This is a genomic window from Micromonospora sp. MGP-C2 (assembly GCF_057766525.1).
This window is the reverse complement of the sequence record NZ_JBYMEN010000002.1, coordinates 5,119,597-5,145,410: the sequence shown is the minus strand read 5'-3', so window position 1 is coordinate 5,145,410 and position 25,814 is coordinate 5,119,597. Positions and strand designations below refer to the sequence as shown.

The 25,814-nt window shown below is 70.6% G+C and carries 27 protein-coding genes and 1 pseudogene; 10 read left to right on the top strand and 18 right to left on the bottom strand.

The genetic code is table 11. From position 1 onward, the window contains the following. Positions 1–22: 22 nt before the first annotated feature. The gene (locus AC3CF1_RS23750; protein WP_488451282.1) at positions 23–358 is read right to left on the bottom strand and encodes a hypothetical protein; all 336 of its coding nucleotides are present in this window, start codon (positions 356–358) and stop codon (positions 23–25) included. Between the two features lie 176 nt (positions 359–534). Here AC3CF1_RS23750 and AC3CF1_RS23745 point away from each other — a divergent pair, with 176 nt between their 5' ends. Beyond that, entirely contained in the window at positions 535–756 is a 222-nt protein-coding gene (locus AC3CF1_RS23745) for an exodeoxyribonuclease VII small subunit (protein ID WP_141907898.1), read from the top strand. 40 nt (positions 757–796) lie between these two features. Here the strand turns inward: AC3CF1_RS23745 and AC3CF1_RS23740 are convergent, their stop codons facing one another. Together AC3CF1_RS23740 and AC3CF1_RS23735 are read right to left on the bottom strand one after the other, a co-directional pair. Next, positions 797–1,648 (bottom strand): hypothetical protein, encoded by an 852-nt coding sequence (locus AC3CF1_RS23740; protein ID WP_088946218.1) that lies wholly within the window; start codon positions 1,646–1,648, stop codon positions 797–799. 208 nt (positions 1,649–1,856) lie between these two features. Then, positions 1,857–2,504, bottom strand: a complete 648-nt coding sequence (locus tag AC3CF1_RS23735) for a DUF4245 domain-containing protein (protein ID WP_099850541.1) — start codon at positions 2,502–2,504, stop codon at positions 1,857–1,859. A 159-nt stretch (positions 2,505–2,663) separates the two neighbouring features. On the opposite strand from AC3CF1_RS23735, the gene glpX reads away from it, so the two are divergent. Both glpX and AC3CF1_RS23725 read left to right on the top strand, forming a co-directional pair. Continuing rightward, a complete protein-coding gene (gene glpX, locus AC3CF1_RS23730; RefSeq protein WP_088946216.1) occupies positions 2,664–3,695 on the top strand; it encodes a class II fructose-bisphosphatase in 1,032 nt (343 codons plus the stop codon). Between the two features lie 2 nt (positions 3,696–3,697). Continuing rightward, positions 3,698–4,663 (top strand): DMT family transporter, encoded by a 966-nt coding sequence (locus tag AC3CF1_RS23725; RefSeq protein WP_488452123.1) that lies wholly within the window; start codon positions 3,698–3,700, stop codon positions 4,661–4,663. Between the two features lie 63 nt (positions 4,664–4,726). Here AC3CF1_RS23725 and AC3CF1_RS23720 read toward each other — a convergent pair. From AC3CF1_RS23720 to AC3CF1_RS23695, 6 genes and pseudogenes are all read right to left on the bottom strand, one after another. Then, a pseudogene (locus AC3CF1_RS23720) lies at positions 4,727–5,694 on the bottom strand (NAD(P)/FAD-dependent oxidoreductase). A gap of 105 nt (positions 5,695–5,799) precedes the next feature. Further along, positions 5,800–6,453, bottom strand: a complete 654-nt coding sequence (locus AC3CF1_RS23715) for a rhomboid family intramembrane serine protease (RefSeq protein WP_099850536.1) — start codon at positions 6,451–6,453, stop codon at positions 5,800–5,802. 115 nt (positions 6,454–6,568) lie between these two features. Next, complete coding sequence (locus tag AC3CF1_RS23710) at positions 6,569–7,249, bottom strand: aggregation-promoting factor C-terminal-like domain-containing protein (RefSeq protein ID WP_354983465.1); 681 nt, start codon at positions 7,247–7,249, stop codon at positions 6,569–6,571. 275 nt (positions 7,250–7,524) lie between these two features. After that, positions 7,525–8,940 (bottom strand): RNA 5'-3' helicase PhoH2, encoded by a 1,416-nt coding sequence (phoH2, locus tag AC3CF1_RS23705; RefSeq protein ID WP_354983464.1) that lies wholly within the window; start codon positions 8,938–8,940, stop codon positions 7,525–7,527. A 412-nt stretch (positions 8,941–9,352) separates the two neighbouring features. After that, positions 9,353–9,688, bottom strand: coding sequence for a hypothetical protein (locus AC3CF1_RS23700; RefSeq protein ID WP_088946210.1), 336 nt, complete (start codon positions 9,686–9,688; stop codon positions 9,353–9,355). A 31-nt stretch (positions 9,689–9,719) separates the two neighbouring features. Beyond that, positions 9,720–10,064: a hypothetical protein gene (locus tag AC3CF1_RS23695; protein WP_088951461.1), complete on the bottom strand. Its 345-nt coding sequence runs from the start codon at positions 10,062–10,064 to the stop codon at positions 9,720–9,722. A gap of 264 nt (positions 10,065–10,328) precedes the next feature. Between AC3CF1_RS23695 and AC3CF1_RS23690 the strand changes: the two genes are divergently transcribed. The 3 genes from AC3CF1_RS23690 to otsB all read left to right on the top strand — a co-directional run bounded on the left by AC3CF1_RS23690 (position 10,329) and on the right by otsB (position 12,180). After that, complete coding sequence (locus AC3CF1_RS23690) at positions 10,329–10,772, top strand: XRE family transcriptional regulator (RefSeq protein ID WP_088946209.1); 444 nt, start codon at positions 10,329–10,331, stop codon at positions 10,770–10,772. Between the two features lie 162 nt (positions 10,773–10,934). After that, positions 10,935–11,288, top strand: a complete 354-nt coding sequence (locus AC3CF1_RS23685; protein ID WP_099850529.1) for a hypothetical protein — start codon at positions 10,935–10,937, stop codon at positions 11,286–11,288. A gap of 67 nt (positions 11,289–11,355) precedes the next feature. Further along, complete coding sequence (otsB, locus tag AC3CF1_RS23680; RefSeq protein ID WP_488451281.1) at positions 11,356–12,180, top strand: trehalose-phosphatase; 825 nt, start codon at positions 11,356–11,358, stop codon at positions 12,178–12,180. Positions 12,181–12,214: 34 nt separating this feature from the next. Here otsB and AC3CF1_RS23675 read toward each other — a convergent pair whose 3' ends face one another. The 4 genes from AC3CF1_RS23675 to AC3CF1_RS23660 all read right to left on the bottom strand — a co-directional run bounded on the left by AC3CF1_RS23675 (position 12,215) and on the right by AC3CF1_RS23660 (position 17,434). Beyond that, positions 12,215–12,985 (bottom strand): isoprenyl transferase, encoded by a 771-nt coding sequence (locus AC3CF1_RS23675; RefSeq protein ID WP_088946206.1) that lies wholly within the window; start codon positions 12,983–12,985, stop codon positions 12,215–12,217. A 31-nt stretch (positions 12,986–13,016) separates the two neighbouring features. Further along, complete coding sequence (locus AC3CF1_RS23670) at positions 13,017–14,159, bottom strand: NAD(P)/FAD-dependent oxidoreductase (protein ID WP_354983462.1); 1,143 nt, start codon at positions 14,157–14,159, stop codon at positions 13,017–13,019. A 532-nt stretch (positions 14,160–14,691) separates the two neighbouring features. Next, positions 14,692–15,552, bottom strand: a complete 861-nt coding sequence (locus AC3CF1_RS23665) for a hypothetical protein (RefSeq protein ID WP_488451280.1) — start codon at positions 15,550–15,552, stop codon at positions 14,692–14,694. A gap of 37 nt (positions 15,553–15,589) precedes the next feature. Continuing rightward, positions 15,590–17,434, bottom strand: a complete 1,845-nt coding sequence (locus tag AC3CF1_RS23660; RefSeq protein WP_088946203.1) for a phosphoenolpyruvate carboxykinase (GTP) — start codon at positions 17,432–17,434, stop codon at positions 15,590–15,592. 438 nt (positions 17,435–17,872) lie between these two features. On the opposite strand from AC3CF1_RS23660, the gene AC3CF1_RS23655 reads away from it, so the two are divergent. The 3 genes from AC3CF1_RS23655 to AC3CF1_RS23645 all read left to right on the top strand — a co-directional run bounded on the left by AC3CF1_RS23655 (position 17,873) and on the right by AC3CF1_RS23645 (position 19,875). After that, entirely contained in the window at positions 17,873–18,409 is a 537-nt protein-coding gene (locus AC3CF1_RS23655) for a GtrA family protein (RefSeq protein WP_396679316.1), read from the top strand. 63 nt (positions 18,410–18,472) lie between these two features. Beyond that, positions 18,473–19,177, top strand: coding sequence for a GtrA family protein (locus AC3CF1_RS23650; RefSeq protein WP_354983508.1), 705 nt, complete (start codon positions 18,473–18,475; stop codon positions 19,175–19,177). Then, the gene (locus AC3CF1_RS23645) at positions 19,174–19,875 is read left to right on the top strand and encodes a MaoC/PaaZ C-terminal domain-containing protein (protein ID WP_355162770.1); all 702 of its coding nucleotides are present in this window, start codon (positions 19,174–19,176) and stop codon (positions 19,873–19,875) included. Before AC3CF1_RS23650 ends, AC3CF1_RS23645 begins: the two co-directional genes overlap by 4 nt. A gap of 45 nt (positions 19,876–19,920) precedes the next feature. Here the strand turns inward: AC3CF1_RS23645 and AC3CF1_RS23640 are convergent, their stop codons facing one another. Together AC3CF1_RS23640 and AC3CF1_RS23635 are read right to left on the bottom strand one after the other, a co-directional pair. Beyond that, positions 19,921–20,493: a PH domain-containing protein gene (locus AC3CF1_RS23640; protein WP_355162768.1), complete on the bottom strand. Its 573-nt coding sequence runs from the start codon at positions 20,491–20,493 to the stop codon at positions 19,921–19,923. A 174-nt stretch (positions 20,494–20,667) separates the two neighbouring features. After that, positions 20,668–21,543, bottom strand: coding sequence for a biotin--[acetyl-CoA-carboxylase] ligase (locus AC3CF1_RS23635; protein WP_210793261.1), 876 nt, complete (start codon positions 21,541–21,543; stop codon positions 20,668–20,670). Positions 21,544–21,627: 84 nt separating this feature from the next. Here AC3CF1_RS23635 and AC3CF1_RS23630 point away from each other — a divergent pair, with 84 nt between their 5' ends. Then, positions 21,628–23,211, top strand: coding sequence for an acyl-CoA carboxylase subunit beta (locus AC3CF1_RS23630; RefSeq protein ID WP_354983458.1), 1,584 nt, complete (start codon positions 21,628–21,630; stop codon positions 23,209–23,211). Between the two features lie 160 nt (positions 23,212–23,371). Here AC3CF1_RS23630 and AC3CF1_RS23625 read toward each other — a convergent pair whose 3' ends face one another. The 3 genes from AC3CF1_RS23625 to AC3CF1_RS23615 all read right to left on the bottom strand — a co-directional run bounded on the left by AC3CF1_RS23625 (position 23,372) and on the right by AC3CF1_RS23615 (position 25,780). Then, a complete protein-coding gene (locus AC3CF1_RS23625) occupies positions 23,372–24,241 on the bottom strand; it encodes a hypothetical protein (protein WP_488451279.1) in 870 nt (289 codons plus the stop codon). Then, on the bottom strand, positions 24,234–24,734 hold the full coding sequence (locus AC3CF1_RS23620; RefSeq protein WP_488451278.1) for a SigE family RNA polymerase sigma factor: 501 nt from the start codon (positions 24,732–24,734) through the stop codon (positions 24,234–24,236). The genes AC3CF1_RS23625 and AC3CF1_RS23620 overlap by 8 nt, the downstream gene beginning before the upstream one ends. Before the next feature lie 62 nt (positions 24,735–24,796). Beyond that, a complete protein-coding gene (locus AC3CF1_RS23615; RefSeq protein WP_488451277.1) occupies positions 24,797–25,780 on the bottom strand; it encodes a ketopantoate reductase family protein in 984 nt (327 codons plus the stop codon). Between the last annotated feature and the right edge of the window lie 34 nt (positions 25,781–25,814).

The following is a 25,814-nucleotide window of genomic DNA, read 5'->3' as shown; positions in this document are numbered from 1 at the left end:
AGAAGGGGTCCGCCTGGTCTGCTCACTGCCGTGTCGGTTCGCACCGCCACCCCTGGGCATCACCAGACACCTCGAATCGATCGAGCAGGCCGAAGGCATCCGCGGTGGCAGCACAAGCCGCTGCTCTCACCGCTGTGGCTTCCGTATCCACCACGTTCATCCCGATCCACGTGAGGTGAACCGTTGTAGACGCAACGTCGAATCCCATCGCCGCGATGGCGCGCAGCCCGATGATGGCGCCTTCCACCGCCGCCCGGGCCAGCTCGGGGTCCCGCTCAGGTTGGACAGACGTGTCGTCCAGCGGGTCGACCCTCCAGACCACCCCGGGCTGACCCGCGCGGTCCCAGCCGATCTTCACCCTCACCTCGGCGAAACCCGTCCGCCCAGCAGCTTGTCTGAGCAATCGGAACGTACCGGCACGTCGGACCACGAGCGCTCCTCGGCGGTGTCGGCTGGACAACCAGCTACTGTCGGCCGCACGTCGTGCACCAGCGCCTGCGACGTCGCCGGGCCCGGTGTGATGGGATGGTACGGATGAGCGACGACACGAAGGCCGGGCCGGACGAGCGGCTCAGTTACGAGCAGGCCCGCGCCGAGTTGGCCTCAGTGGTCGAGCGGCTGGAAGCCGGCGGCACGTCCCTGGAGGAGTCGCTGGCGCTCTGGGAGCGCGGCGAGGCACTGGCGGTGATCTGCCAACGGTGGCTGGATGGCGCGCGGGCACGGATCGACGCTGCCCGGCAGGAGCCCGCTTCCTGACCGCGGGCGGGGCGGCCGGAGCCGCCCCCACCCACGTACGTCAGTTGAACAGGCTGTACAGCTCGGCCGGCGCCTCGACGACCTGGTCCGCCGGCGGCTTCTGCGCGGCGGTGGCGGTGCCGTAGTCGGAGTACGTCATCTTGATCTCCTGGGCGGCGGTCTGCCCGGCGGCCGGCAACTGCAACACCAGCTCGCTGAGGCGGCCCTGCGGGTCCACCTTCGCGGTGAACGGGACCGTCTTCGCCTGGGTGCCCAGCGCGGCGATCGTGGCGGCGTTCAGCGAGCCCGCCTCGGCGGCCTTGGTGACGTCGATGGTGCCGGCGTACGCGCCGGTGCCGGTGCTGCGTACCTCGGTGATGCCCTGGGTCAGCACCGCGCTGCCGGCCGGGTCGACCTTGTCGAAGTCGAAGCCGAGGTTGCGGTTGCCCTTGATCCGGGCCTGGTCCAGGTGCTGGTACTTACCGAGGTTGAGCTGCTTGATGGCCGGCAGGCTGTTGGCGGTGGGGCCGGTCAGCTCCAGCTTGACCCAGCTGTCCGGCTTGTAGTGGATCACGTCGAGCTTCATCGCCAGGTCGGACGAGGGCCCACCGATGGCGATCTTCATGGCCGCGCTCTGGCTCGGCTGGTGCACCTGCCCCTCCACCGTCGAGCCGACGGCGGTGAGGGCGAACCGGAAGTTGCCGTTGCTGATCTCCTTGGTGGAGTCGAGCAGTGCCTGCTTGGCATCGCCCGGCACGGGCGTACCGCTGGCCGCGCTCGGCGCGACGGAGGAGCTCGCCGTCGGGGACGCGGTCGATCCGGCGTTGCCGGTCGTCCCGTCGCCGCAGGCAGCCAGGGCGGGCGTGAACAGAGCGGCGGCTACCAGGCCGGCGCCGAGTCGTCGAACAGTCATGCGTGTCTCCCAAGAGGGTCACCCGACGACCTGGACGGCGCCGGAAACCGGGCGACGCAGCAGCACCGTCGGCTGCGCCGCGCGACCCGGGCCGAGCAGCGCGCCCGGATCACTCCCTCTCTGTTCCCTGTTGACGGGTCGGACAATCACCCTTCTGTCCGGTTGCCCTTTCCGGCCACCACCAGGGCCGTCGATCGACCCAGCTCGCTCAGCGCAGCGAGCCGGCCAGTTCGCGCAGTTCGTTGTCCCGGGCATCGCCGATCACGATCACCGTCCGGGTCGGTTCCAGCAGCACGAGTGCCTGCTGGTTTCCCCGGGCCGTGTAGAGCTGCCAGGTGCGCCCGCCCAGCTCGGTGGGGCCCTGAGGCTGACCCTGACTGGTCAGCTCCGCGGGGAGCAACCGCTCCGCCGGCACGTTGCTCTGCAGGAGTTGGACGCCCCGCCCCTCCGGCGTGAGGTAGCCGAGCCGCAGGTTCGCGCCGCCCTCGACGGTCTGGTAGCGGGCGCTGACCGTCGACCAGTCGGAGCCGAGGCCCTCCGGTTGGCTCACCGGAAACACGTTCGCCGACCGGGCCTGCTCGATCGCGGGTGCCGGATCGACTGTGGTGGGCTCGTCGCCGCCGAGAAATCCCCGGTAGAACGCCAGCAGGAGGGCGATCGGGACGAGCAGCACCAGCAACGAGATCGCCATGTCCTTCGGCGAGCGCTCGGACTTGCCGGACTTCAGCGGAGGCGGTGGCGTCGGATCGGTCGCGGCGGGTTCACCACCGGGGCCGCTGGGGACGTCGACCGGCGGCTGACCGTCGGGCGGCGTGCGGTCGGCGGGGACGCGGTCGGCTGGCTGTGCAGGTTCCACCCCACCATCTTCGCAGCCGCCCGACCGGCGGTATCCGGGCCATCACCGCCCCGCGCCGACCCCGGGTCGGCCATCGTGTGAGGATCAGCGACAAAGCCGGCAGTGGGGGCCTCCCCGACGTCGGTCGTCCCCGCACCGTCGCGAGGAGGAGTAGCCGTCATGACGAACACCAGGACGCGGATCCCACAGGATCTCGACCGAAACCTTGCCCTCGACCTGGTCCGGGTCACCGAGGCCGCGGCGATGGCCGCCGGCCGTTGGGTGGGCCGGGGTGACAAGGAGGGCGGCGACGGAGCCGCTGTCGACGCGATGCGCAAGCTGATCAACTCGATCCAGATGCGCGGCGTGGTGGTGATCGGCGAGGGCGAGAAGGACAACGCCCCGATGCTCTTCAACGGCGAACACGTCGGCGACGGCACCGGCCCGGAGGTGGACGTCGCCGTCGACCCGGTCGACGGCACCACGCTGATGAGCAAGGGCATGCCGAACGCCGTGGCGGTGCTGGCCGTCTCCGAGCGCGGCGCGATGTTCGACCCCAGCGCCGTGTTCTACATGGAAAAGCTCGCCGTCGGGCCGGTGTACGCCGACGTGATCGACATCAACGCCGGTGTGGCGGAGAACCTGCGCCGGATCGCCAAGGTCAAGGGCACCGACGTCTCCGAGGTGACCGTCTGCGTGCTGGACCGGAGCCGCCACGACGACCTGGTCGCGCAGATCCGCCGGACCGGGGCGGGCATCCGGTTCATCTCCGACGGTGACATCGCGGGCTCCATCGCGGCCGCCCGGGGCGAGTCGGATGTCGACGTGCTGATGGGCATCGGCGGCACCCCGGAGGGCATCATCTCCGCCTGCGCATTGAAGTGCATGGGCGGTGCGATGCAGGCCAAGCTCTGGCCGCGCGACGAGCAGGAGCGGGAGAAGGCGATCGCAGCCGGGCACGACCTGGACCGGGTGCTGAGCACCGATGATCTTGTAACCGGCGACAACTGCTTCTTCGTGGCGACCGGGGTCACCTCCGGGGATCTGCTGCGCGGGGTGCGCTACCGGGCCGGCGGCGCGTACACGCAGTCGATCGTGATGCGCTCGAAGAGCGGCACCATCCGGGTGATCGACTCGTACCACCGGTTGGAGAAGTTGGCGCTCTACTCCGCGATCGACTTCGACGGTCGTCCGCTGGCCGAACAGGAGTGACCATCACCGACACAGCGACCCCACCGGTCCTGTCCGCCGCCCGCCGGATCATCGGTGTCGCGCTGGCATCGATCTCCGGGGTCGCGGTGGCGGTGCAGTCCCGCATCAACGGCGAGCTGGGGGAACGCCTGGCCGACGGCTTCGCGGCCGCTGTGGTCTCCTTCGGCGGCGGCCTGGTGGTGCTCCTGGTGCTGGTGCCGCTCACCCCCGGTGGACGGCGTGGCCTGGCCGCGTTGCGGGGCGCGCTCGCGAGGGGCGCGCTGCGGCCGTGGCAGTGCCTCGGCGGCATGTGTGGGGCGTTCCTGGTGGCCTCCCAGGGCCTGACCATCGGCTCGCTGGGCGTGGCCGTCTTCACCGTGGCGGTGGTGGCCGGCCAGAGCGGCAGCAGCCTCGCCGTGGACCGGGCGGGGATCGGACCGACGGGCCGGCAGCCGGTCACCCGACAACGGCTCGCCGGTGCGGTGCTCACCGTGCTGGCGGTCGGCCTCGCGGTCGGTGACCGACTCAAGGACCCGGGCATGTTGGCGCTGGCCCTGCTGCCCCTGATCGCCGGGGTGGGCACCGCCTGGCAGCAGGCGGTCAACGGCCGGGTCCGGGCGGCGGCCGACAGCGCGTTGACCGCCACGCTGGTCAACTTCTTCGTCGGCACGGTCACCCTGCTCGTGGCGTTCGCGATCGACCTCGCGGTGCGCGGCTGGCCGACCGGTCACCTCCCCACCGAGCCGTGGCTCTATCTGGGCGGGCCGATCGGCATCGTGTTCATCGCCATCGCGGCGGCCATCGTGCGCTTCACCGGGGTCCTGCTGCTCGGTCTGGCCACCATCGCCGGCCAGATCGTGGGGGCGGTCCTGCTGGACCTGGTCTCGCCCACAGCCGCCTCGCACCCCGGCCTGAACACCCTGCTCGGGGCCGCGCTGACCATGGTGGCCGTGCTGATCGCCGCGCTGGCGCCACCCGCCAGGCGCTGACCGCGAAGCGCCAGGCGCCCGTCTCGATCCGGACACGAGCCGGTCTGTCTCCGGTACCGAGGGTCAGCCGGCGTCGGAGGAGTGCCCGGGGAAGAGGTGCGCGCTCGGGTCGATGGCCACGGCCGCGTTGTTGACCGCCGTGGCGGCCTCGCCGAAGCCGGTCGCGATCAGCCGGACCTTGCCCGGGTATTCGGTGATGTCACCCGCCGCGAAGACCCTCGGCAGGTTCGTCGCCATCGCGCTGTCCACCAGGATGTGCCGGCGGTCGAGCTGTAGCCCCCATTCGGCGAGGGGCCCCAGATCGGCGGTGAAGCCGAGGGCCGCCACCACGACGTCCACCGGCAGCGTCTCGGCCGCACCACCGCGTACGGTCACCTCGGCGCCGGTCACCGTGCCGTCCCCGATCAGTCGGCTGACCTCGGCGTTGACCACCACCCGCACCGGCAGCGACAGCACCCGGGCCACCGTCGAGGCGTGTGCCCGGAACTTCTCCCGTCGGTGCACCAGGGTCACCGAACGGGCCAACGGCTGTAGCGCCAGCGCCCAGTCGAAGGCGGAGTCGCCGCCACCGACGATCAGCACGTCCCGGCCGGCCAACTCGGCGGGCTCCGTGACGAAGTAGACGATCCCCGAGCCGGGGCGCCGTCGGCGCACGGCAGCGGCCGAGGACTGAAGCTGCCGAGCCCGCCGGTGACCACGACCGCGCCGCAGCCGAGCTGCTCGCCGCCGGCCAGGCCGAGCACCGGACGCCCATCGGCGTACGAGAGTTTCTCGGCGCGTGTGCCGAGCAGGTACTGCGGATTGAACGGGGCTGCCTGGGCGACCAGGTTGGCCACCAGGTCGCGACCCTTGACGGCGGGAAAGCCGGCCACGTCGAGGATCAACTTTTCCGGGTACATCGCGGTGACCTGGCCGCCCGGTTCCGGCAGCGCGTCGATCACCGCCACCGACAACCCCCGGAACCCGGCGTAGTACGCGGCGAAGAGACCGGCCGGGCCGGCCCCGATCACGGCGACATCGACCTCACGCATGGCGTACCGTCGCTTTCCGCTCACGGATCAACGCTTGCTGATCTCGACCGTAGGCGGGCGATGACGGTCCGGCAAGCATGTCCCAGAGGCGCGCCGGGGAATCGGTCAGGGCAGGCGGAGTGTGTCACCCGAGTAGTCCGGCCCGTCCACGGCCGGGCGCCGCCGGCGGAACAGGATCGCCGCGACCACCCCGCCGAGCAGCCCGAACAGGTGACCCTGCCAGGAGATCCGCTCGTCGGTGGGGAGGATGCCGACCAGTTGCCAGCCGTAGAGCAGGCCGACCAGGAGGAAGACGGCGAAGTTCCACCAGCTGCGCTCGACGATGCCCCGGGTGAGCAGGATGCCCAGGTAGCCGAAGATGACGCCGCTGGCGCCGACCACCACCGAGTTGGGTGAGCCGGTGAACCAGACGCCGAGCCCGCTGACCAGGATGATGACCAGGGTCGACCAGAGGAACCGGCGGGCTCCGGCGGCCAGGACGAACGTGCCCAGCAGGATCAGCGGGATGCTGTTGCTGTAGAGGTGGTCGAAGCCGTGGTGCAGGAACGGGGAGAAGAAGACCCCGTCCAGCCCGTCGATGCGTTGCGGGATGATGCCGGCGGTGGCGTCCAGGCCGAACGCGAGACCCTGGTCGACGGCCTCGATGAGGAAGAGGAACGGGACCACCGCACACATGGCGACGAAGGCTCGGCCGAGCGCGGCGTAGAACGCCTCGGTGCCGAACCGGAAGGGGTCGCCGCTTGACGGGTGCAGGGTCACCGTACAACTGCTATCAGCAAAATCGGCCTACCGCCACTCGCGTCCCGTCCGAGCAGCCCGGCGTACGCGCGACGGCGGGGCTGGTGGTCGCCCACCTGCCCCGCCGTCGACGTCGTCAGTAGTGGCCGTTGCTCTGGAAGTAACCCCAGGCACCGCAGGGCGTCTTGTACCTGCCCTTGATGTAGCCCAGCCCCCACTTGATCTGGGTGGCCGGGTTGGTCCGCCAGTCGGAGGCGACAGTGCCCATCTTGCTGCCCGGCAGGGCCTGCGGGATGCCGTACGCACCGGACGAGGAGTTGGCGGCCTTGTGGTTCCAGCCGCTCTCCTTGGTCCAGAGCTTCTCCAGGCAGGGGAACTCGGAGATACCGAAGCCGGCGTCGATCATCATGGCGCAGCCGGTCTTGCGGTTGCCGCTGTATTCCTCGCAGGACGCCGGGATCGGCCCGGTGTACGGCTTGGCGGGCGTGTTGGCGGCGGCCTCGCGCTCGCGCTTACGGGACGCCGCGGCGGCCTCGGCCTTGCGGGCCCGCTCGGCGGCTTCCTTGGCGGCCTGCGCCGCACGCAGCTTGGCCTGGTATTCGGCGGCCCGCTGCTGGGCGAACTTCACCTGGTGGGCCGACTGCCGCTCGCGCTGGTACGCGAAATCGGCCCGGTCGACCTCGACGCTGACCTGCTCGGTCAGGCCCTGTTGCTGGGTTTCACGGTCTTCGCCCAGATAGAAGCCGCCGGCTACGCCCACGGAGAGCAGCGCCACGGCGGCTGTACGGGCACCCAACCGGCTCCACAGCCGACTCACGAAGTGGTCCCTTCGTCGGGGGCAAGGACGCGGCGCGGCTGGCCACAGGTGGGCCGTCAGCCGTGCCACGAGCGCCCCGACCGGTTGCCGGTCGCGCCGACGCACCGACCGCCGCCGATGCCGCCCATCCCAGGACGAACGATCATCAACGATGCTCATGGTGCGTGGACGCTCGTGGGACACGATTGCGCACAGTGAGGCTGATGGGAAACCAACCGACCTGTTTGTGATCTGTGCCACACCTAGAATGCGGACAAACCCCTACATAAACTCCATCAGATCGGGATGTCCTCCAGAAGATCCGTCACCATCGCGGCGATCGGCGACCGCTCCGAACGGCTGAGCGTGACGTGCGCGAAGAGCGGATGGCCCTTGAGCGCTTCGATGACGGCCGTCACCCCGTCGTGCCGGCCGACCCGCAGATTGTCCCGCTGGGCCACGTCATGGGTGAGCACCACCCGGGAGCCCTGCCCGATCCGGGACAGCACGGTCAACAGCACCCCGCGCTCCAGGGACTGGGCCTCGTCCACGATCACGTAGGCATCGTGCAGGCTGCGCCCGCGGATGTGGGTCAGCGGCAGCACCTCGAGGATGCCCCGCGAGGTGACCTCCTCCAGCACGTTCTCGTGGACCACCGCGCCGAGCGTGTCGAAGACCGCCTGGGCCCACGGCGACATCTTCTCCGACTCGGAGCCCGGCAGGTAGCCCAACTCCTGGCCACCAACGGCGTACAGCGGGCGGAACACGATCACCTTCTTGTGCCGGCGGCGCTCCATCACCGCCTCCAGCCCGGCGCAGAGCGCCAACGCCGACTTGCCGGTGCCCGCCCGACCGCCCATCGACACGATCCCGATCGACTCGTCGAGCAGCAGGTCGAGGGCGATGCGCTGCTCGGCCGAGCGGCCGTGCAACCCGAAGGCCTCCCGGTCGCCCCGGACCAACCGGACCGACTTGTCCGGCAGCACCCGGCCGAGCGCCGAACCACGCCCCGAGTGCAGCACCAGGCCGGTGTGGCAGGGCAGCCCGGCCGCCTCGTCGAGGTCGAGCGTCTCGCCGGCGTACAGCGACCCGATCTGCTCATCGGTCAGATCCATCTCGGACATGCCGGTCCAGGTCGGGTCGCTGGCCTGACCGTGGCGGTATTCGTCGGCGCGCAGGCCCACCGAGGCCGCCTTGACCCGCAGCGGCATGTCCTTGCTGACCAGGGTCACCTCCCGACCCTCGCCGGCGAGGTTGAGCGCGACGGAGAGGATCCGGGCGTCGTTGCTCTCGGTGCGGAAACCGGGAGGCAACACCCCGTCGTCGGTGTGGTTGAGCTCCACACGCAGGGTGCCGCCGACGTCGTTGGCCGGCACCGGCTGGTCGAGTCGACCATGTCGAACCCGCAGGTCGTCGAGCATCCGCAGCGACTGCCGGGCGAACCAGCCCAGCTCCGGATGGTGCCGCTTGCCCTCCAGCTCGGTGATGACCACCAGGGGCAGCACCACCTCGTGCTCCGCGAACCGGTGGAACGCCGCCGGATCGGAGAGCAGCACGGACGTGTCCAGGACAAAGGCCTGGCCGGCTGGTCGCGGCTCCTTCGGGTCGGCCGGCGCGGCGGCCGCCGTACGGCGGCTCCTGGTGGCGCGGCGGGTCGTGGCAGTCGCGGCCGGGGTCTGGTCGGCACCGGCGGTGGTACGGCGAGTCGTCACAGGCCTGCTCCGACGGATGGGCACCCGCCACCCGTGTTCCGCCTCCTCCGGTGCCCGGGGACACGGGGTCGGATGCGGAACCCCATGCGCGAGGTCGCAGATCCGGGCGGACCGGCTGGCTCGGGAGAACCCCGTGCCATGCCTAGACGCTAGCCCCGCCGGACCCTTCCGGCTAGAGGTCGGACGTGGATCTCCCAAGTCGGGTGTGCGCACACCGGTTGGCCTGGCCCCTCAGCAGCGCGGATGCCGGCAGTGGACGCGGCGGAACCGGCCGGGATGCATGCCCCCTGCGCGCATCCCGGCCGGTGGGGCCACCGTCACCGGTCTGACGGGGCCCGACGGTGCGTGTCCGCCGCGGACGACGCACCGCGCTCGTGGCGTCGGTCGGCGGGTGTACGCCCGCCGACCGACCTCAACCGGTGCGTCGGACGAGCGTGCCGGTCGGGTGCCGCCCGGTGATCGGGGCGGCCGGCGCGGTGAACGACGAGCCGGTGTACGTGGTGCCCGGGCGGGCGACGGTGCTGGCCGATCGGGTCACGCTCGCCGGGGCGACCGACAGGGCCGAGGCGATCGCCGCCTGAGCGTCGCGGCGACGCCTGTTCCAGGCGCCCCGGTCACCGTCGAAGTAGCCCTGCCGGTAACCGAAGCGGTAGCCGATGCGGTAGCTGAGCTGCCCGTGCAGCCGGCCAGCCGCATAGCTGGTGGCACCGAGCACCAGGACGAGGAAGACCGCGAGAAAAGGGCTCATCGGGCAGCTCCGGCCCGGCCAGGACGGCAGGTCATCGCTCCTCCGGCTCGATGGTGGTGGGATCCGCGACGAGCAGCCGGTCCAGGTCGTCGGTGCTGACCTCCTCGACCAGCTCGACGCTGATCCGGCAGCCGTCCAGCACGACCTCGGCCACCGAGGACCTGCGGATCTCACCGCCGGCGTCGTAGACGCGAACGCTCAGCTCAGGGCAGCCGAGATGGGTACGCCAGGCGTTCCACTCGATGCGATCGCCAACGCTCAGCGACAGGTAGCGGCAGCCTCGGGCCAGGTAGAGGCGCCAGGGGGCGGTCAGCCCCGCAGCCACTCCCTCGGCGATCAGCCCGAAGGCCTGGGCGCGGGTGGCGAGCTCGGTCACCACACCCCCTTGGCACCGGAGGGGTGACGCATGTGAGCACCAATCGTCTCATGCACGAGACACACCGTAGATTGTCCCATGGGCGTGACAGTATCAGCTTTTCGTCCGCTTACCTTCGCCACTACGGGCATCTATTCTGCCCGCGTGGCACCCCTCAACAGTGAAGCTGAATCGTTTACCGGAAACCCGAAGATCCCGTCACGTCTGCGTGACAGTGGCGAGGCGGCGCGCGCGCCCGTCGCAGGCTGGCCGTACCGTCACGGGGTGACCGAGACGGCCAATGCGCGGAAGATCGCCTTCGCCACCTTCGTCCGACGCGCCCTGGACGAGGCACGGGCGACCCGGGCCTGGAGTGGCACCGAGGTGTCCCGGCGCACCGGCGTCTCCCGGCAGACCATCAACCGGTGGGTCCGGGGCGACTGGGCCAGCGACCCGGAAGCCGAACGGGTGGTCGCCTTCTGCGAGGGCCTCGGGCTGAATCCGGCCGCCGCCTTCGCCGCGCTCGGTTGGGACCGCACCACGGCCGGCCCCCGCACGGGTCAACCCGCCCCTCCGATGGACCCCGATGTCGAGGCGCTACTGCGCCGCCTGGTCGACCCGAACGTGTCGGACGCGGAGAAGTTCCACATCCGGGAAACCATCAGATATCTCGCATACCGCCCAACGTTGCCGGTCGATGTCCGAAAAAGGGGCAATCAAGCAGGGTAGTTCCTCAGATAGCGAAAGAACGCCTGGTCGGGTTCATTCGTTTACCTCCGGGGCAGGAACGGGCACGCTAGCGTCCCTATTCGTACTGCTTGGGCTCGTCATCGGCGGGGGGACGGGACAAGGCCGAACCTAGCCCTGCGGGACAGAAGGAGGGGTCTGTCCATGACCCTGAAGTGGTTGGCAGTCGTGGTCGCAACGGTGTCGTTGACACTGTGGGCGACCGGCAACGTGGTGACCCTCGCGGTCGAAGGTGGGCAGCTTCCGCTGCTCGTCAATCTCTTTGCGCTCGTCACCGCCGGCACCGCGGTCGTCCTGGCCGTCGTCGCCGAGCTGCACGAGCGCCTCGACAACCGGATCAGCGCCCTCACCGAGTTTCTGGTGGCACGGCTCAACGAGATCGAGAACCACACCGGTGATCGCAATACCGGGTTCGTGGAGGGCTACCTGTTGAGCCATGGCCAGGAGGCGGCGGTGGTGCCGTTCGGCCGGCGCGGACGAGGAGCCGCTGAACGCTGATCTCGTACCGCCGAACGGGTCCGCTCGGCCAGGAATGAGCCCCCATCGCCGGGGTACGCTGACGCGCGTGCCGCCGTTGAATCTGGGCAATCAGCAGCCGAGAACCCCGTTGAACGCCGACCAGGCCTGGCGGATTACCGCCAGCCGGGCGGCCGGGACCGTGCTCTTCTTCGACTTCGACGGCACGCTCGCGCCCGTCGACGACGATCCGACCGCGGTGCGCCCGGCGCCCAAGGTGCTGGCCGCGATCGAGGCGTTGGCCCCGATCGTGCAGCGCGTCGCGATCGTGTCCGCCCGGCCCGTCGAGTTCCTCCGGGACCAGCTCGGCGGGCTCACCGGCGTGGACCTCTACGGCCTCTACGGGCTGGAGCACAGCCACTGCGGCGGGGAAACCGTCACCGAGCCGGCCGCGCTGCCCTGGGTGCCGACCATGGAGGAGCTGGCCGATCAGGCCCGGGCGGAGCTGCCGCCCGGCACGCTGGTCGAGTTCAAGCGGCTCTCCGTGGCGTTGCACTGGCGTACCGCCCCGCAGCTCGGCTCCACGGTGCAGCAGTGGGGGCAGGCGCAGGCCGACCGGCTGGGGCTGCGGGTGCAGGCCGGGCGGATGGTGCTGGAGCTCAAGCCTCCGGTCGACCGGGACAAGGGCATGGTGATCGGCGAAGCGATCAAGGGTGCGACCGGCGCCTGGTACTTCGGCGACGACGTCTCGGACATCAAGGCCTTCGCGGCGCTGCGCACCCGCGCCGCCGCCGACCCGGACTTCGTCGGTGTCTGCGTGGCCGTGGCCAACCCGGAGACCGGTCAGGAGGTGGCGAACGCCGCCGACCTGACGATCGAGTCCCCGGCTGCGCTGGGTGACTTCCTCACCCGAGCACTGACCCGCCTGCCCTGACCGGTCGGGCGGCGACAGCTCTGTCGCCGCCCGTTCAGACGCCGTAGCGGCGTTGTCTGGTGGCGTACGAGCGCAGGGCCCGCAGGAAGTCGATGTGCCGGAAATCCGGCCAGTTGAGCTCGCAGAAGTAGAACTCCGAGTGCGCGGACTGCCAGAGCATGAAGCCGGACAGCCGCTGCTCGCCGCTCGTGCGGATGACCAGGTCGGGGTCGGGCTGGCCACGGGTGTAGAGGTGCTCGGCGATGTGCTCGACGTCCAGCACCTCGGCCAGTTCCTCAAGCGTGCCGCCGGTGGCCGCGTGCTCCAGCAGCAGCGAACGGACCGCGTCGGTGATCTCCCGGCGACCGCCGTACCCCACCGCGATGTTGACCTCCGCACCGCCGGTGCGCTCACGGGTGCGCTCCTCGGCGCCCTTGAGCGCCGCTGCGGTCTGCGCCGGCAGCAGATCGAGAGCCCCGACGATGCGCAGCCGCCAGGGGTTGCCCTCCTCCGCCAACTCCACCGCCAGGTCCTCAATGATCTTGAGGAGTGGGTCCAGCTCACTCGCCGGACGGCGCAGGTTGTCGGTGGCCAGCAGATAGAGGGTGACGTGCCCGACGCCAGCCTGGTCACACCAGCCGAGCACATGCTTGATCTTCGCCGCGCCGACCCGGTGCCCGTCGTTCGGGTCGACGAAGCCCATTTCCTTCGCCCAACGGCGGTTGCCGTCGCACATCACCCCGACGTGTCGGGGCACCGGCTTACCCGCGAGCTTCGCCGTGAGCCGGCGCTCGTAGACGGAGTAGATAAGGTTCCGCAGCGTCATCACCTAGCAGCGTAGCGACCCTTCGACCAGATCACTGCCTCGGAGCCCCATCCCCGCCGGGCAGACCGATCCCGATCATTGCCAGCGTGCGAGCGGTGAGGCGTCCGTCGCCCAGCCCCAGCTCGACCACGTCGTAGAACACCCGGTCGTCCCGGCGGGCAGCCCGGACCGCCGCATCCACCACCCGACGCCGCCGGGCCAGCCACGCCGCAACCGAGCTGTGTCGCAGGTGGGTGCCGAGGCGGCGGCGCAACCCGTGGGCGTAGCGCTGGGCAGCCGTCTCCGGCGCCTGGGCCGCTGCCTCCCCGGCCAGCGCACCGGAGAGCAGCGCGTAGAAGATGCCCTCCCCGGTGAACGGATTGATCAGCGACATCGCGTCCCCGGCCAGCAGCGTGCGCCCCTGACCCGGTGACGGCCGGTGGGTGGACAGCGGCAGGTGATGGGCGCGCAACGCGGTCACCGTCGCCAGGTCGGTGCCGGGCAGCAGCGCGGCCAGCCGGTCCAGCAGGTACGCCCGGCTCAACGGCTCACCGCGCAGCACCTCCCCGTACCCGACGTTGGCCCGCCCGTCACCGATAGGAAACGACCAGGCGTACGCCGGCCAGCGGGCTTTCGAGGTGACGATGAGCTGCTCGGACGGGCCGGGCAGCGCCGGAGCGTACCCCCGGATGGCCAGCGCCAGGTGCCGGTCGGGATTCTGCGGGTGGCCGAGCGCCCGACGGACCACCGACCCGGCGCCGTCCGCGCCCACCACCACCCGGCCGGACAACTCGCCGTCGAGCACCACCCGGTCGGCGCGCGCTTCGACCTGGCGCACGGTGTGCCGGCGCAGCTGGGCGCCGGCCGCCACGGCGGCCGCCACCAGACGCGCGTCGAAAACCTCCCGAGGCACTGTGTACGCGGGTCGGGGCAGCGCCCGGGCCACGGCGCCACCGCCCGGCGCGATCATCCGCAGCGCGGGCAGCGGCGCGTAACCCTCCACCGCCTCGGTCACCCCCAGCTCGGCGAGCACGTCCACCGAATGCGCGGCGATCCCGTCGCCACACGCCTTGTCCCGGGGAAAGTCGGCCCGGTCCAGCAGCAGCACACTGGCACCCGCCCGTCGCGCCGTCAGCGCGGCGGCCGCCCCGGCCGGCCCCGCTCCCACCACCACCACGTCGAACTCGTCGCTCACCGCGCCTCCCTCCGACCAACGCGATGCGGCTGTGCCCGTCCCCGCACCGCCCCGACGATCCACCCGCGCCGACCGTTGTGACCGACGCCACCCGCCATCCTGCCCTCTGTCCGCTCGTGCGGGCCGCACCCGCACGGCGCTGACTTCCTGCCGTGAGGAACGCGAACGCCGCCAGCGGCAGGCGCGAGCAGTCCGGGCGTGGCCAGAAGAGGCCGCTCATGCCGGGAAGCATGAGCGCCGCGCGGAGGCGGGCCCATCTGTCCAACAGCCTGTAGACCTGCCCCGAATGTGGGGCATCGGGCAGAGCCTGGACGGCATGGACACGGGAGCCGGAGCGGAGCCGGAGCGGAGCCGGAGCGGAGCCGGAGCGGAGCCGGAGCGGAGCCGGAGCGGAGCCGGAGCGGGAGCGACTTCAGCGCGGGTCGCCACTTCAGCGCGGGTCGCCCCATATCTGGGGCAGCTCTACAGCGGCTGTCACTACCTGGTCAGAGCTGAGGGATGGCGGCCAGCCGGGCGCGGGATGGCGCCGCCGTCAGGCCGGCGTGACGTCGTCCGCGCGGGAAGCGCGGCGCAGGCCGTAGAGGGCCAGCCCAGCCGCGGCGAGCAGTGGGCCGCCGTCGCGGACCAGGCCGTCCAAGCCCAACAGCCACCAGCACAGCGGCAGGTCCACCGCGAGTACGGCCACAGTGACGACGACCAGCAGCCCACGCGCCCAGTCCTTGCCCCGCATCAGGAACGCGGTGCAGAACAGCACCGCGTAGCTGGCGGCGATGCCGGCACCGAACCAGAGCAGCACGGCCGGCACCGCGGTCAGCCGCCCGTCCAGGATGGAACCCCCGGCCACCAGGGCCGGCACCAGCATCAGCGGGCTGTAGGTGAACGCCGCCACCCGGCTGGTCAGCAGCCAGGCGCTGGCCTGCGGTCGGCGTGGAGGGGTCTCCCGCCAGGAGATGCCCTCCCGGTCGATGACGAGGCGTGGACGGTGCCGGACCAGGTGCCCGGCCAACGCCGACGAGCGGTAGAGCAGCCAGACCACTGCGGCACAGAGCGCTGTGAGGATCGCGAAGCCGAGCAGGCCGGGCAGCGGCGGCACCCCCTGCCGAGGCACGATGAGCCGGCCGACGGCGAAGATCGTGGTGACCGCGAGGATCAGCCCGAACGGGCGGGCCACCGTCCGGCCCTTCCGAACGTGCCCGATCAACAGCAGGAAACCGAACGAGCGCAGCATCGCCCAGCCGGTCCGTACGGCCAGCCCGAAACCCTGCTCCGGGGCGTACCACCAGTTGAGCAGCTCGACCACGACGGTGGCCGCCGCCGTCGTCGCGAGCAGGATGGTGAGCACCCGGACGGCGGACGGCCGCCGGACCTGGGTCTCGGCGGCCGTCCTCCTCATGGGATCCGATGTTGCCCGCAGGGGGCGCTCTTCACACCTACCGCTGCGGCTGTGCGGCGTCGAGGCGCGCGCGCAGCGCGTCCAGCTCGGCCCAGAGCACGCCCGGCAGCTTGTCACCGAACTTCTCGAACCACTCGGTGATCATCGGCAGCTCGTTGCGCCACTCGTCCGGGTCGACCTTCAGGGCGATCCGAACGTCCTCCGGGGTCATGTCCAGGCCCTCGACGTCCAGCGCGTCGGGTGCGGGAACCATACCCACCGGCGTCTCGACCGCGTCAGCCGTGCCCTCGATCCGCTCGACGACCCACTTGAGCACCCGGGAGTTCTCCCCGAAGCCCGGCCAGAGGAACGAACCCTCCGGGTCCTTACGGAACCAGTTGACGTAGTAGATCTTCGGCAGCTTCGCCTCGTCGCCGTCGGTGCCCTTGCCCATCTCGATCCAGTGCCGGAAGTAGTCCCCGGCGTTGTAGCCGATGAACGGCAGCATCGCCATCGGGTCACGCCGGACCACGCCAACGGCGCCGGACGCGGCAGCGGTGGTCTCCGAGGAGAGCGTGGCACCCATGTAGACGCCGTGCACCCAGTCGCGGGCCTCGGTCACCAGCGGGATGGTGTCCTTGCGGCGGCCACCGAAGAGGATCGCGTCGATCGGCACGCCGTTCGGGTCGAAGTACTCGTCGGCGAGGATCGGGCACTGGGTGATCGGGGTGCAGAAACGGCTGTTCGCGTGCGAGGAGAGGCCCTCGCTCTCCGGCGTCCAGTCGTTGCCCTTCCAGTCGATCAGGTGCGCTGGCGGCTCCCCCATGCCCTCCCACCAGACGTCACCGTCGTCGGTGAGGCCGACGTTGGTGAAGACGGAGTTGCCCCGGTCCAGGGTGCGCATGGCGTTGGCGTTGGTCTTCCAGTCGGTGCCGGGCGCCACACCGAACAGCCCGTACTCCGGGTTGACCGCGTAGAGGCGGCCGTCCGGACCGAACCGCATCCAGGCGATGTCGTCGCCGATCGTCTCGACCTTCCAACCCGGGATGGTCGGCTCGACCATGGCCAGGTTGGTCTTGCCGCAGGCCGAGGGGAACGCGCCGGCGATGTGGTAGGTCTTGCCCTCCGGCGAGGTGATCTTGAGGATCAGCATGTGCTCGGCGAGCCAGCCCTCGTCCCGGCCCATCACGCTCGCGATCCGCAGCGAGTAGCACTTCTTGCCGAGCAGCGAGTTGCCGCCGTAACCCGAGCCGTACGACCAGATCTCCCGGGTCTCCGGGAAGTGCGAGATGTACTTCGTCTCGTTGCACGGCCAGGCGACGTCCTGCTGGCCGGGCGCGAGCGGGGCGCCGATCGAGTGCAGCGCGTGCACGAAGTCCGCGTCGTCACCCATCGCCTCGAGAACCCGGGCGCCCATCCGCGTCATGATCCGCATCGAGGCGACCACGTACGGGCTGTCGGTGATCTCGACACCGAACATCGGGGACTCGGCCTCGACCGGGCCCATGACGAACGGGATGACGTACATCGTCCGACCGCGCATCGAGCCGCGGTAGAGATCGGTCATCGTCCGCTTCATCTCCGGCGGCGACATCCAGTTGTTCGTGGGGCCGGCGTCCGCCTCGTCGACGGAGCAGATGTAGGTGCGCTCCTCGACCCGGGCGACGTCCGTCGGATCGGTACGCGCGTAGAACGAGTTGGGCTTCTTCTCCGGGTTCAGCCGGATGAGCGTTCCGGCCTCGACCAGCTCGTCGGTGAGGCGGCGCCACTCGTCGTCGGACCCGTCCACCCAGACCACACGATCGGGGGTGGTCAGTTCCGCGACCTCACGGACCCAGGCGAGCAGTTTCGGATGGGACGTCGGGGCCTGATCAATACCCCGCACAACAGCCGGAGCAACCATGACACATCTCCTTGTGGTCGACGCTGACCGATCTATGGGATGCACGAGACTCAGCGGCGCGATGCGTCGCCTTCGTGGAAACCTGGGATTGGCCTCAGCGTAAACCGGGCAGCCTTCCGAGTCAGTGGGACTGGTTGTGAAGAACTGCACAAGGTACGGCCACGCTGCGGCATCACGAGCTGATACCCGCTTTCCCGCGCAGTTTCACGCAAATCTTGTTGTGCACCCCGGCGGACGCTTGTTGCGGTCGGACCGTGACCTGCCCCGCCGACCGGTGCGTGGATTCCCGTTCCGAGGCGCGTCAGTCCTCCCAATTGGTTACGCTGCGTTCAACGGTTTCGCGCAGGGTGACGGGCTCCTTCGAGCGACCACGCCTGCTCGCCGTTGCTACCCCTCTGACTGGTCGGCAGCCGGTAGGCTCCCTGCGTGGCCGCCACGATGACCGGGGAGCAACCGGGACCCCGGCAGACCCGACGGGGTCTGGTCGGCAAACTGCTGGACCGCTTCGGCCACCTCGTCCGCGAGATGAGCAAGTTCGCCACCGTGGGCGGGATCGCCTTCCTCATCGACTTCGCGCTCTTCAACTACCTGACGAGCAGTCGCGGCGTCGAGGAGTTGACGGCGAAGACCATCTCCACCGTGATCGCGGCCTCCGTGGCCTTCATCGGCAACCGGTTCTGGACGTGGCGACACCGTCAACGCAACAACCCGGCCCGTGAGTACGCGCTGTTCTTCCTGTTCAACGCGGTCGGCCTCGGCATCGCGGTGGCCTGCCTCGCGCTCAGCCGGTACGGGCTCGGCAGCATCTGGCCGTCCGTGTTCCAGACGCGTCTGGCCGACAACGTGGCCAGCTACATCGTCGGCACGGGGCTTGGCACGCTGTTCCGATTCTGGTCGTACCGGCGGTTCGTCTTCGTCGAAGCGGGAACCCCGACTCTTCCGCAGGTGAAGCCCGAGCGTGACCACCGAGCGTGACCTGCCGCCCACCTCGTTCGGCCGGTGATCACCGGCCGCACCAACTGCCCTAAGGTGTTTCGCATGCGTCTTGTCCGTCTGCTGCCTGAGCGCTGGCAGAAGTTCATCCACGAGGCGCTCAAGTTCGGCATCGTCGGCGGCATCAACACTGTCATCAATTACGCGGTGTTCAATGCCCTTGCACTGACTGTTTTCGTCAATGGTCAGTTGAAGGCGACCGTGATCGCGACCATCGTCGCCACGATCACGTCGTACCTGATGAATCGGCACTGGACGTACCGAGATCGCCCGAAATCGGCACTTCGCCGGGAATACATCCTTTTCTTCCTATTCAACGGTGCCGGTCTGCTCATTGAGCTTGGTGCCGTGGCCGCAGCCAAGTACGGCCTCGGCGTACACGGCCTCCTGGCACTGAACGTGGCCAAGACCGTCGGTGTCCTGCTGGCCACGCTGTTCCGGTTCTGGTCCTACCGGACCTTCGTCTTCCAACCCGTCGCACCGGTCGAGGAGGAGACGAAGCCCGACTCCACCTGGCACGGCATCCCGCGCGACGAGTGGGACACCATGGCGGAGATGGACCCGGTCGCCGAGCTCGCCGAGTCCGTGTCCGAGCTGGAGGAAGCGGAGTCCGTGCAACGCGGTGACCTACCGCCCGGCGCACCCACCCAGGGTCGGGCCACGCCGCTGAGCGTCAGCCCCGCCGCCGACCTGGACGCGGAACTCGCCGCGGAAATGCACGTCGGCACCCGCCGTTCGCCCCGCCGGTGACGACACCCGCCGCGCGCTCCGGCACCGGGCAACCCGCCGAGCTGTTCTTCGAGGATCTCGTCCCGGGGCTCACCGTCGATCTCGGCGTGGTCACCGTGGACGGCGACGAGATGGTCGCCTTCGCCCGCCGCTTCGACCCGCAGTGGTACCACGTCGATACCGACCTGGCCGGGGAGAGCCGGCACGGCGGGTTGATCGCGAGTGGCTTCTACACGGTCAGCCTGTTCATGCGCGCGTACGTCGACCACCTGCTGTCCCGGGCGGCCGCGGACGCCTCCCCCGGTCTGGAGGAGCTGCGCTGGCTCGCTCCGGTGCGCGCCGGGGACCGGCTCGCCGTCCGGGTCGACGTGATGGGCGCCCGGCCGTCCACCGCCCGCCCAGGGCTGGGCACCGTCAGCCTCACCGGCACCATGCTGCGCCTCGGCCCGGACGACCGGCCCGAGCAGGAGGTGCTGCGGACCCGCTTCCGTGGCTGGTTCGCCGCCCGACCGACCGAAGCCGAACCAGCCGGCCCGGCCGACCCACCCGAGGCGGATCTGCCCGAGACTGACCGGCCCGACGACGGCCCGACCGGCGCTGACCAGCCCGCGAGCGACCCAGCCGAGACCAGCCCGGACGGGACCGACCCAGCCGAGACCAGCCCGGACGGGCCCGAACAGCCCGAAGGCGGCCCGACGAAGGCCGAACCACACGACTGACCCGCCCCGACTCCGGCCAGGGCGGGCCTCAGTCGGCGCGGACGATCAGGTCGTGGTGTCGCGCAGCGGCTTTCCCTCGCGCATGTCGGCGAGGATGTCGCGCATCTCCCCGTCACCCAGCGAGTGCTTGTCGTGCTGTGCCTCGACCAGCTCGTACAGGGTGGTCTGCACCCGGCCGACCCCCGGCACGTCGGCGAGCACCGACTGGCCGCGCTCGCCGGCCGACTCGATGGTGAGCGTGCCGCAGCCGAGCAGCCGCTCGAAGAAGTGCTGGTTCATCGAGTGGTCGTTGATCCGGGTGAGTGGGAGGTCCCGCCGGTCCCGGGAGAAGACACCCTGCTGGAGCAGCACGCGCTCGTTGGTGAACAGGTAGTGGGTGGTCCGCCAGACCAGGAACGGCCACAGACCGAGCCAGAGCACCGCGACCAGGGCGACCACCCCGATCACGGCGATCGCGATCGAACCACCGCTGCTCTCGGGCAGCAGGAGCACGCCGACCACCACCGCGGCGATGGCCAGCACCAGCACCACGATCGGCCGGATCAGTGCCTTCCAGTGCGGATGCAGGTGCAGCACGACGTGCTCGTCCTTGGTGAGCACGTCTTCTGGAAACGCCACGGGGAACCTCCAACGCCTTCTTCTCGACGCGCAGACGGTAAACCCCCCAGGGCCCACCACAACATCCGCCACGCGGCCCCACCCCGCTCTTCCCGATCATGCACGTCGGGGCGCCGCCCTGCGGCTCTCGCCCGTCGCGCGTGGGCGGCGACCGCAAGATCGCGGGAGGGTGGATCAGCGCAGGTGGAGGACGTCTCCAGCGGCCAGGGTGCGGGTGGCCGTCGGGGTGGCCACCTGAAGCTGGCCGTCCCGGTCCACCCCGGTGGCGGTGCCGGTCAGAACCTCCCCGTCGGGGAGCAGGACGCGCACCTCACGACCAACCGTTCCGCACGCCGCCAGGTAGGCGTCACGCAGGCCGCTGGCCACCGCGTCGCCGCCCGCCGAACGCCAACGGTCGTACCACTCGGCCACCGCGCGCAGCAGGGCCCGCAGCAGCGGGTCCCGGTCGGTTGCCACCGCGCCGGCCAGCTGCAGCGAGGTGGCCGGCAACCCGGTCGGGTTGACCGGCAGCTCGTCGGCGCGCAGCGTCACGTTCAGCCCGATGCCGAGCACGATGGCCGGCGGTTCGTCGGGCGAACGACCCGGCACGACCTCGGCCAACACGCCCGCACACTTCGCGCCGTCGATCAGCAGGTCGTTGGGCCACTTCAGGGAGGCTTCCAGCTCGGCCAACCGGGCCACCGCCTCCACCAGCGCCACCCCGGCCAGCAACGGCAGCCACCCGTACCCCGTGGGTGTCACCGGCAGCCAGCCGCGGTCCGGCACGGCCTCGCCGGGTCGCAGCAGCACGCTGGTGGCGATGCCGGCGCGCGCCGGCGACTGCCAGACCCGACCGCGCCGGCCGCGCCCGGCGGTCTGCTGCTCGGCGACCACGACCAGGCCCTCGGGCTCGCCGGCCCGGGCGGCCTCGGCCACGTCGGCGTTGGTGGAGCCGGTCTCGGCGCGCAGCTCCAGCCGGGCCCACGGCCCGTTCGGCGCGATCAACGCGCGGCTCAGCCGGGCCGCCGACAGCGGCGGGCGGTCCAGATTGGTGTACGGGGAGCCCGACATTCCGCCAGCCTACGACGGTCGCCACGGCGGCACTGAGGCGTACTGCACAGCGGCACCGACCTGAACCATCGTTATATTCCCTGGGTGACTACCGAGACCGGGACCAACATCCACAGCACTGCCGGCAAGCTGGCGGACCTGGAGCGCCGGGTCGACGAGGCGGTGCACGCCGGGTCGGCCCGCGCGGTCGAGAAGCAGCATGCGCGCGGCAAGAAGACCGCCCGCGAGCGAATCGAGATGCTGCTCGACGAGGGCTCCTTCGTCGAACTCGACGAGTTGGCCCGGCACCGGTCCACGGCCTTCGGGCTGGAGAAGAACCGCCCGTACGGCGACGGTGTGGTCACCGGCTACGGCACGGTGGACGGCCGGCAGGTGTGCGTCTTCGCCCAGGACTTCACGGTCTTCGGCGGCTCGCTCGGCGAGGTCTTCGGCCAGAAGATCGTCAAGGTGATGGACCTCGCCATGAAGATCGGCTGCCCGGTGGTCGGCATCAACGACTCCGGTGGCGCGCGCATCCAGGAGGGCGTGGTCTCGCTCGGCCTCTACGGTGAGATCTTCTTCCGCAACGTGCGGGCCTCCGGCGTCATCCCGCAGATCTCTCTGGTGATGGGGCCCTGCGCCGGCGGCGCCGTCTACTCCCCGGCGGTCACCGACTTCACCGTGATGGTCGACCAGACCTCGCACATGTTCATCACCGGCCCCGACGTGATCAAGACGGTGACCGGCGAGGACGTCGGCATGGAGGAGCTGGGCGGGGCACGCACGCACAACTCCCGCAGCGGCAACGCGCACTACCTCGCCAGCGACGAGGAGGACGCGGTCGACTACGTCAAGGCACTGCTGTCGTACCTGCCGTCGAACAACCTCGACGAGCCGATGGTCCTCGAGGCTCCCGCCGACCTGACCGTCAGCGACGAGGACCGGGCCCTGGACACCCTGATCCCGGACTCGGCCAACCAGCCGTACGACATGCACACGGTGATCGAGCACGTCCTCGACGACGGGGAGTTCCTGGAGGTCCAGCCGCTCTACGCGCAGAACATCGTGGTCGGCTACGGCCGGGTCGAGGGACGGCCGGTGGGCGTGGTGGCCAACCAGCCGATGCACTTCGCCGGCACCCTGGACATCGCCGCCTCGGAGAAGGCCGCCCGGTTCGTCCGCACCTGCGACGCGTTCAACATCCCGGTGCTGACCTTCGTGGACGTGCCCGGCTTCCTGCCCGGCACCGGCCAGGAGTGGGACGGCATCATCCGCCGGGGCGCCAAGCTCATCTACGCGTACGCCGAGGCGACCGTCCCCAAGGTCACCGTGATCACCCGCAAGGCGTACGGCGGGGCGTACGACGTGATGGGTTCCAAGCATCTCGGCGCGGACCTGAACTTCGCGTGGCCGACCGCCCAGATCGCCGTGATGGGCGCGCAGGGCGCGGTGAACATCCTCTACCGCTCCGAACTGGCAGGCGCCGACGACCCGGCGGCGGTCCGGGCCGAAAAGATCGCCGAGTACGAGGACACCCTGGCCAACCCGTACGTGGCGGCCGAGCGCGGATACATCGACTCGGTGATCCCCCCACACGAGACGCGCACCCAGATCGTCCGGGCGCTGCGCGTGCTGCGCACCAAGCGGGAGACCCTGCCCCCGAAGAAGCACGGCAACATCCCGCTCTGAGCCCTTGTCGCGGCCCCTGCGGCGCTGATCGCGCCTGATCCGCGCCTGATCCGCGCAACTTCAGCGTTGTTGCTGCCTCCCGGCGCCGGGAGGCACCAACATCCCTGATGTTGTGCGGATCATCGCCGCGTGTTGCTCGGGTCGAGCGCCTCGGTTGGGGTCAGCAGGCCGGGTTGGCGGCGGCGCACATCCGGGCTGCCGCCGCCACGGCGAGCTGGCGGAGTTTCGCCTCGGTGCCGCCATCTGCGATGCGGAGCAGCGAGACAGTGTCACCGACCCGGACGACGGCCAGGAGGGTCGGCGGCGGTGCATTGCCGAACGTCTGCCCGGTCTGCACGTCCCGAGCAGCCGTGAACGTGTCCCGCAGGATGGCGGCGTCGTCCCCCGCGAAGCCCCGCTGCACCACCGCCCACCGGTGGACCACCTCCACGGTGTGGGTGCTGTCCACCGTCTCCGTGCCCGCCAACTCCCACTGCTCGACGCTTCGCCACTCGGCGCACGGCGCGACCAGGTCGTCCAGACTGGTGAAGAGCTGTCGAGCCGTCTGTGGTTCCAGCCTGAAGAGATCCTGCATGACCAGGGCGTCGCCCGGCACCAGGACGCCCTGAGTGGCCTTCCGCATGAGGGTCTGTGAACGGGACAGGACGGACATCTGCCAGCCGTCCGATTGCCCCTGGCTCGTCCGGCAACGGAGGAGCGTGTCGTCCAGCCGGACCGGCTCGCCCAGCCCTGCCTGGCTGAGCTGCACGTAAACCGGCTCCGGCAGGTCGGTCGGCTGGAGCAGGGCGTCGGTGGTGATCTCGTGCCGGGTCGGCGAGGCGGAGGCTGCCGGCTGAACCAATGGCGGGGACGTCCTCGGCGCGGCGACCGCCACGGCGGAAACCCCGGCGAGGGCCAGCACGACGGTGGACACCACGATCCTGCGCTGGCTGCGGCGACGGGCTCGGGCGCGGATCTCCTGCGGCTCCGGCCAGCGCACGTCGAGCAGGTCCCGCCGGACGTGTTCGACGAAGGTCGGTTCGTCACGCATCGGTGGCCTCCTCCAGCTCAGAGACGGCGAGCAGGCCGGCGAGCGCGGCGCGCCCCCGGGAGAGTCGAGCCTTGACCGTGCCCACCGGGGCCGCGGTCTCCCGTGCCACCTCGGCGACCGGCATGCCGACCAGGTAGTACAGGGCGATGGCGACGCGTTGCTCCTCGGGCAGCAGACGCAGCGCGGCGACCACCTCGACGGTGTCGGTGCCCGGGCCGGGGACGGTCTCGACGGCCCCGTGTCGCAGATACGCGCGAGCACGACTGCGCAGGCTGCGCCACCGGCTGACCGCGATGCGGCTGGCCACGACCCGCACCCACGCCTCCGGCTCGTCGTACCGGCTCACCGTCGACCAGCGCTGCCACGCCCGGATGTACGCCTCCTGCACGGCGTCCTGTGCCTCGCCCCGGTCGCCGGTGAGGGCGTAGACGAACCCGAGCAGCCGTTGACGGCTCCCCCGGTAGAACTCGTCGAACCCGTCGACGTCCGGCACCCGCTACCTCCCCGTGTCGCTCGCAGGGAACACGCGCCGGGCAGGGTCGTCGGTTGCCCCGATCAGCCGATCATCTTCTCCAGCTCGACGAGCGGGAACGCCCCGGCCGCGATTCGCTCGCGGACCGCCCGGCGTACGGCCCGCTGGACGGCGACGTTGACCGGCGTCGCCACGCCGTGCAGCCGGCCCAGCAGCGCGATCTCGCCGTTGAGGTGGTCGACCTCGGTCGAGCCGGTGCCCCGGGCCAGGCTCTGCCAGGTGGAGCCACCCGAGCGGGCCTCCCCGTCGACCGGGCGCTGCCCTACCAGGTCACCGCGTTCGACCTTCTCCTCCTCCGGCGAGGTGTGCGCGATCCCGGCGGCGGCGAGCGCGGCGACACCTTCGCCGCGTACCCGCTCAACCAGCGCGTCCGGGATGCCCTGCCCGAGCAGCGCCTGGAGGCCGTTGCCGAGGTTGCTGAGCAGCTTGCCGTACTTCCAGCGCAGCACGTCCGCGCGCACCGGGGCGACGAAACCGGCGGCGTCCAGATCCGCGGCGATGGCCCGGTCGCTGTCGTCGGCGCCGCCCGGGTAGCGACCGATGTGGAGCATCCCGGGGTGCGGGTAGCCGTTGGCGACAACCACGCCCGGGTCCAGATGGGTGGCCGGCAGCCAGACACAGACCGGGTGCACGTCGGCGAAGAGGCGTAGCGCCGCTCGCTCGTTCGCCACCCCGTTCTGGGCGGTCACCAGCGGCAACCGCTCGCCCGCCGTACCGCCGCCGACCACCGGGGCGTCCACCCAGGCGGCCAGCGCACCGGCGGTGTCCTGCGACTTGACGGTGAGCACCAGCACCGTGTCCGAAGGCAGTGGCCGCTCGTCGGGCCCATCCACGGCGGTGAGCCGGGCGGTCACCTCACCGTCGGGCTGCCGCAGGGTCAGACCCCGCGCACGAATCGCGTCCAGGTGAGCGCCCCTGGCCACCAGTGTCACGTCCCGGCCGGCCTCGGCGAGCCGTACGCCGATGGTCCCGCCTACCGCACCCGCGCCAATGATCACGTACCGCATGACGCCCATTCTGCCCGCCGCCACCCCTCCCGCC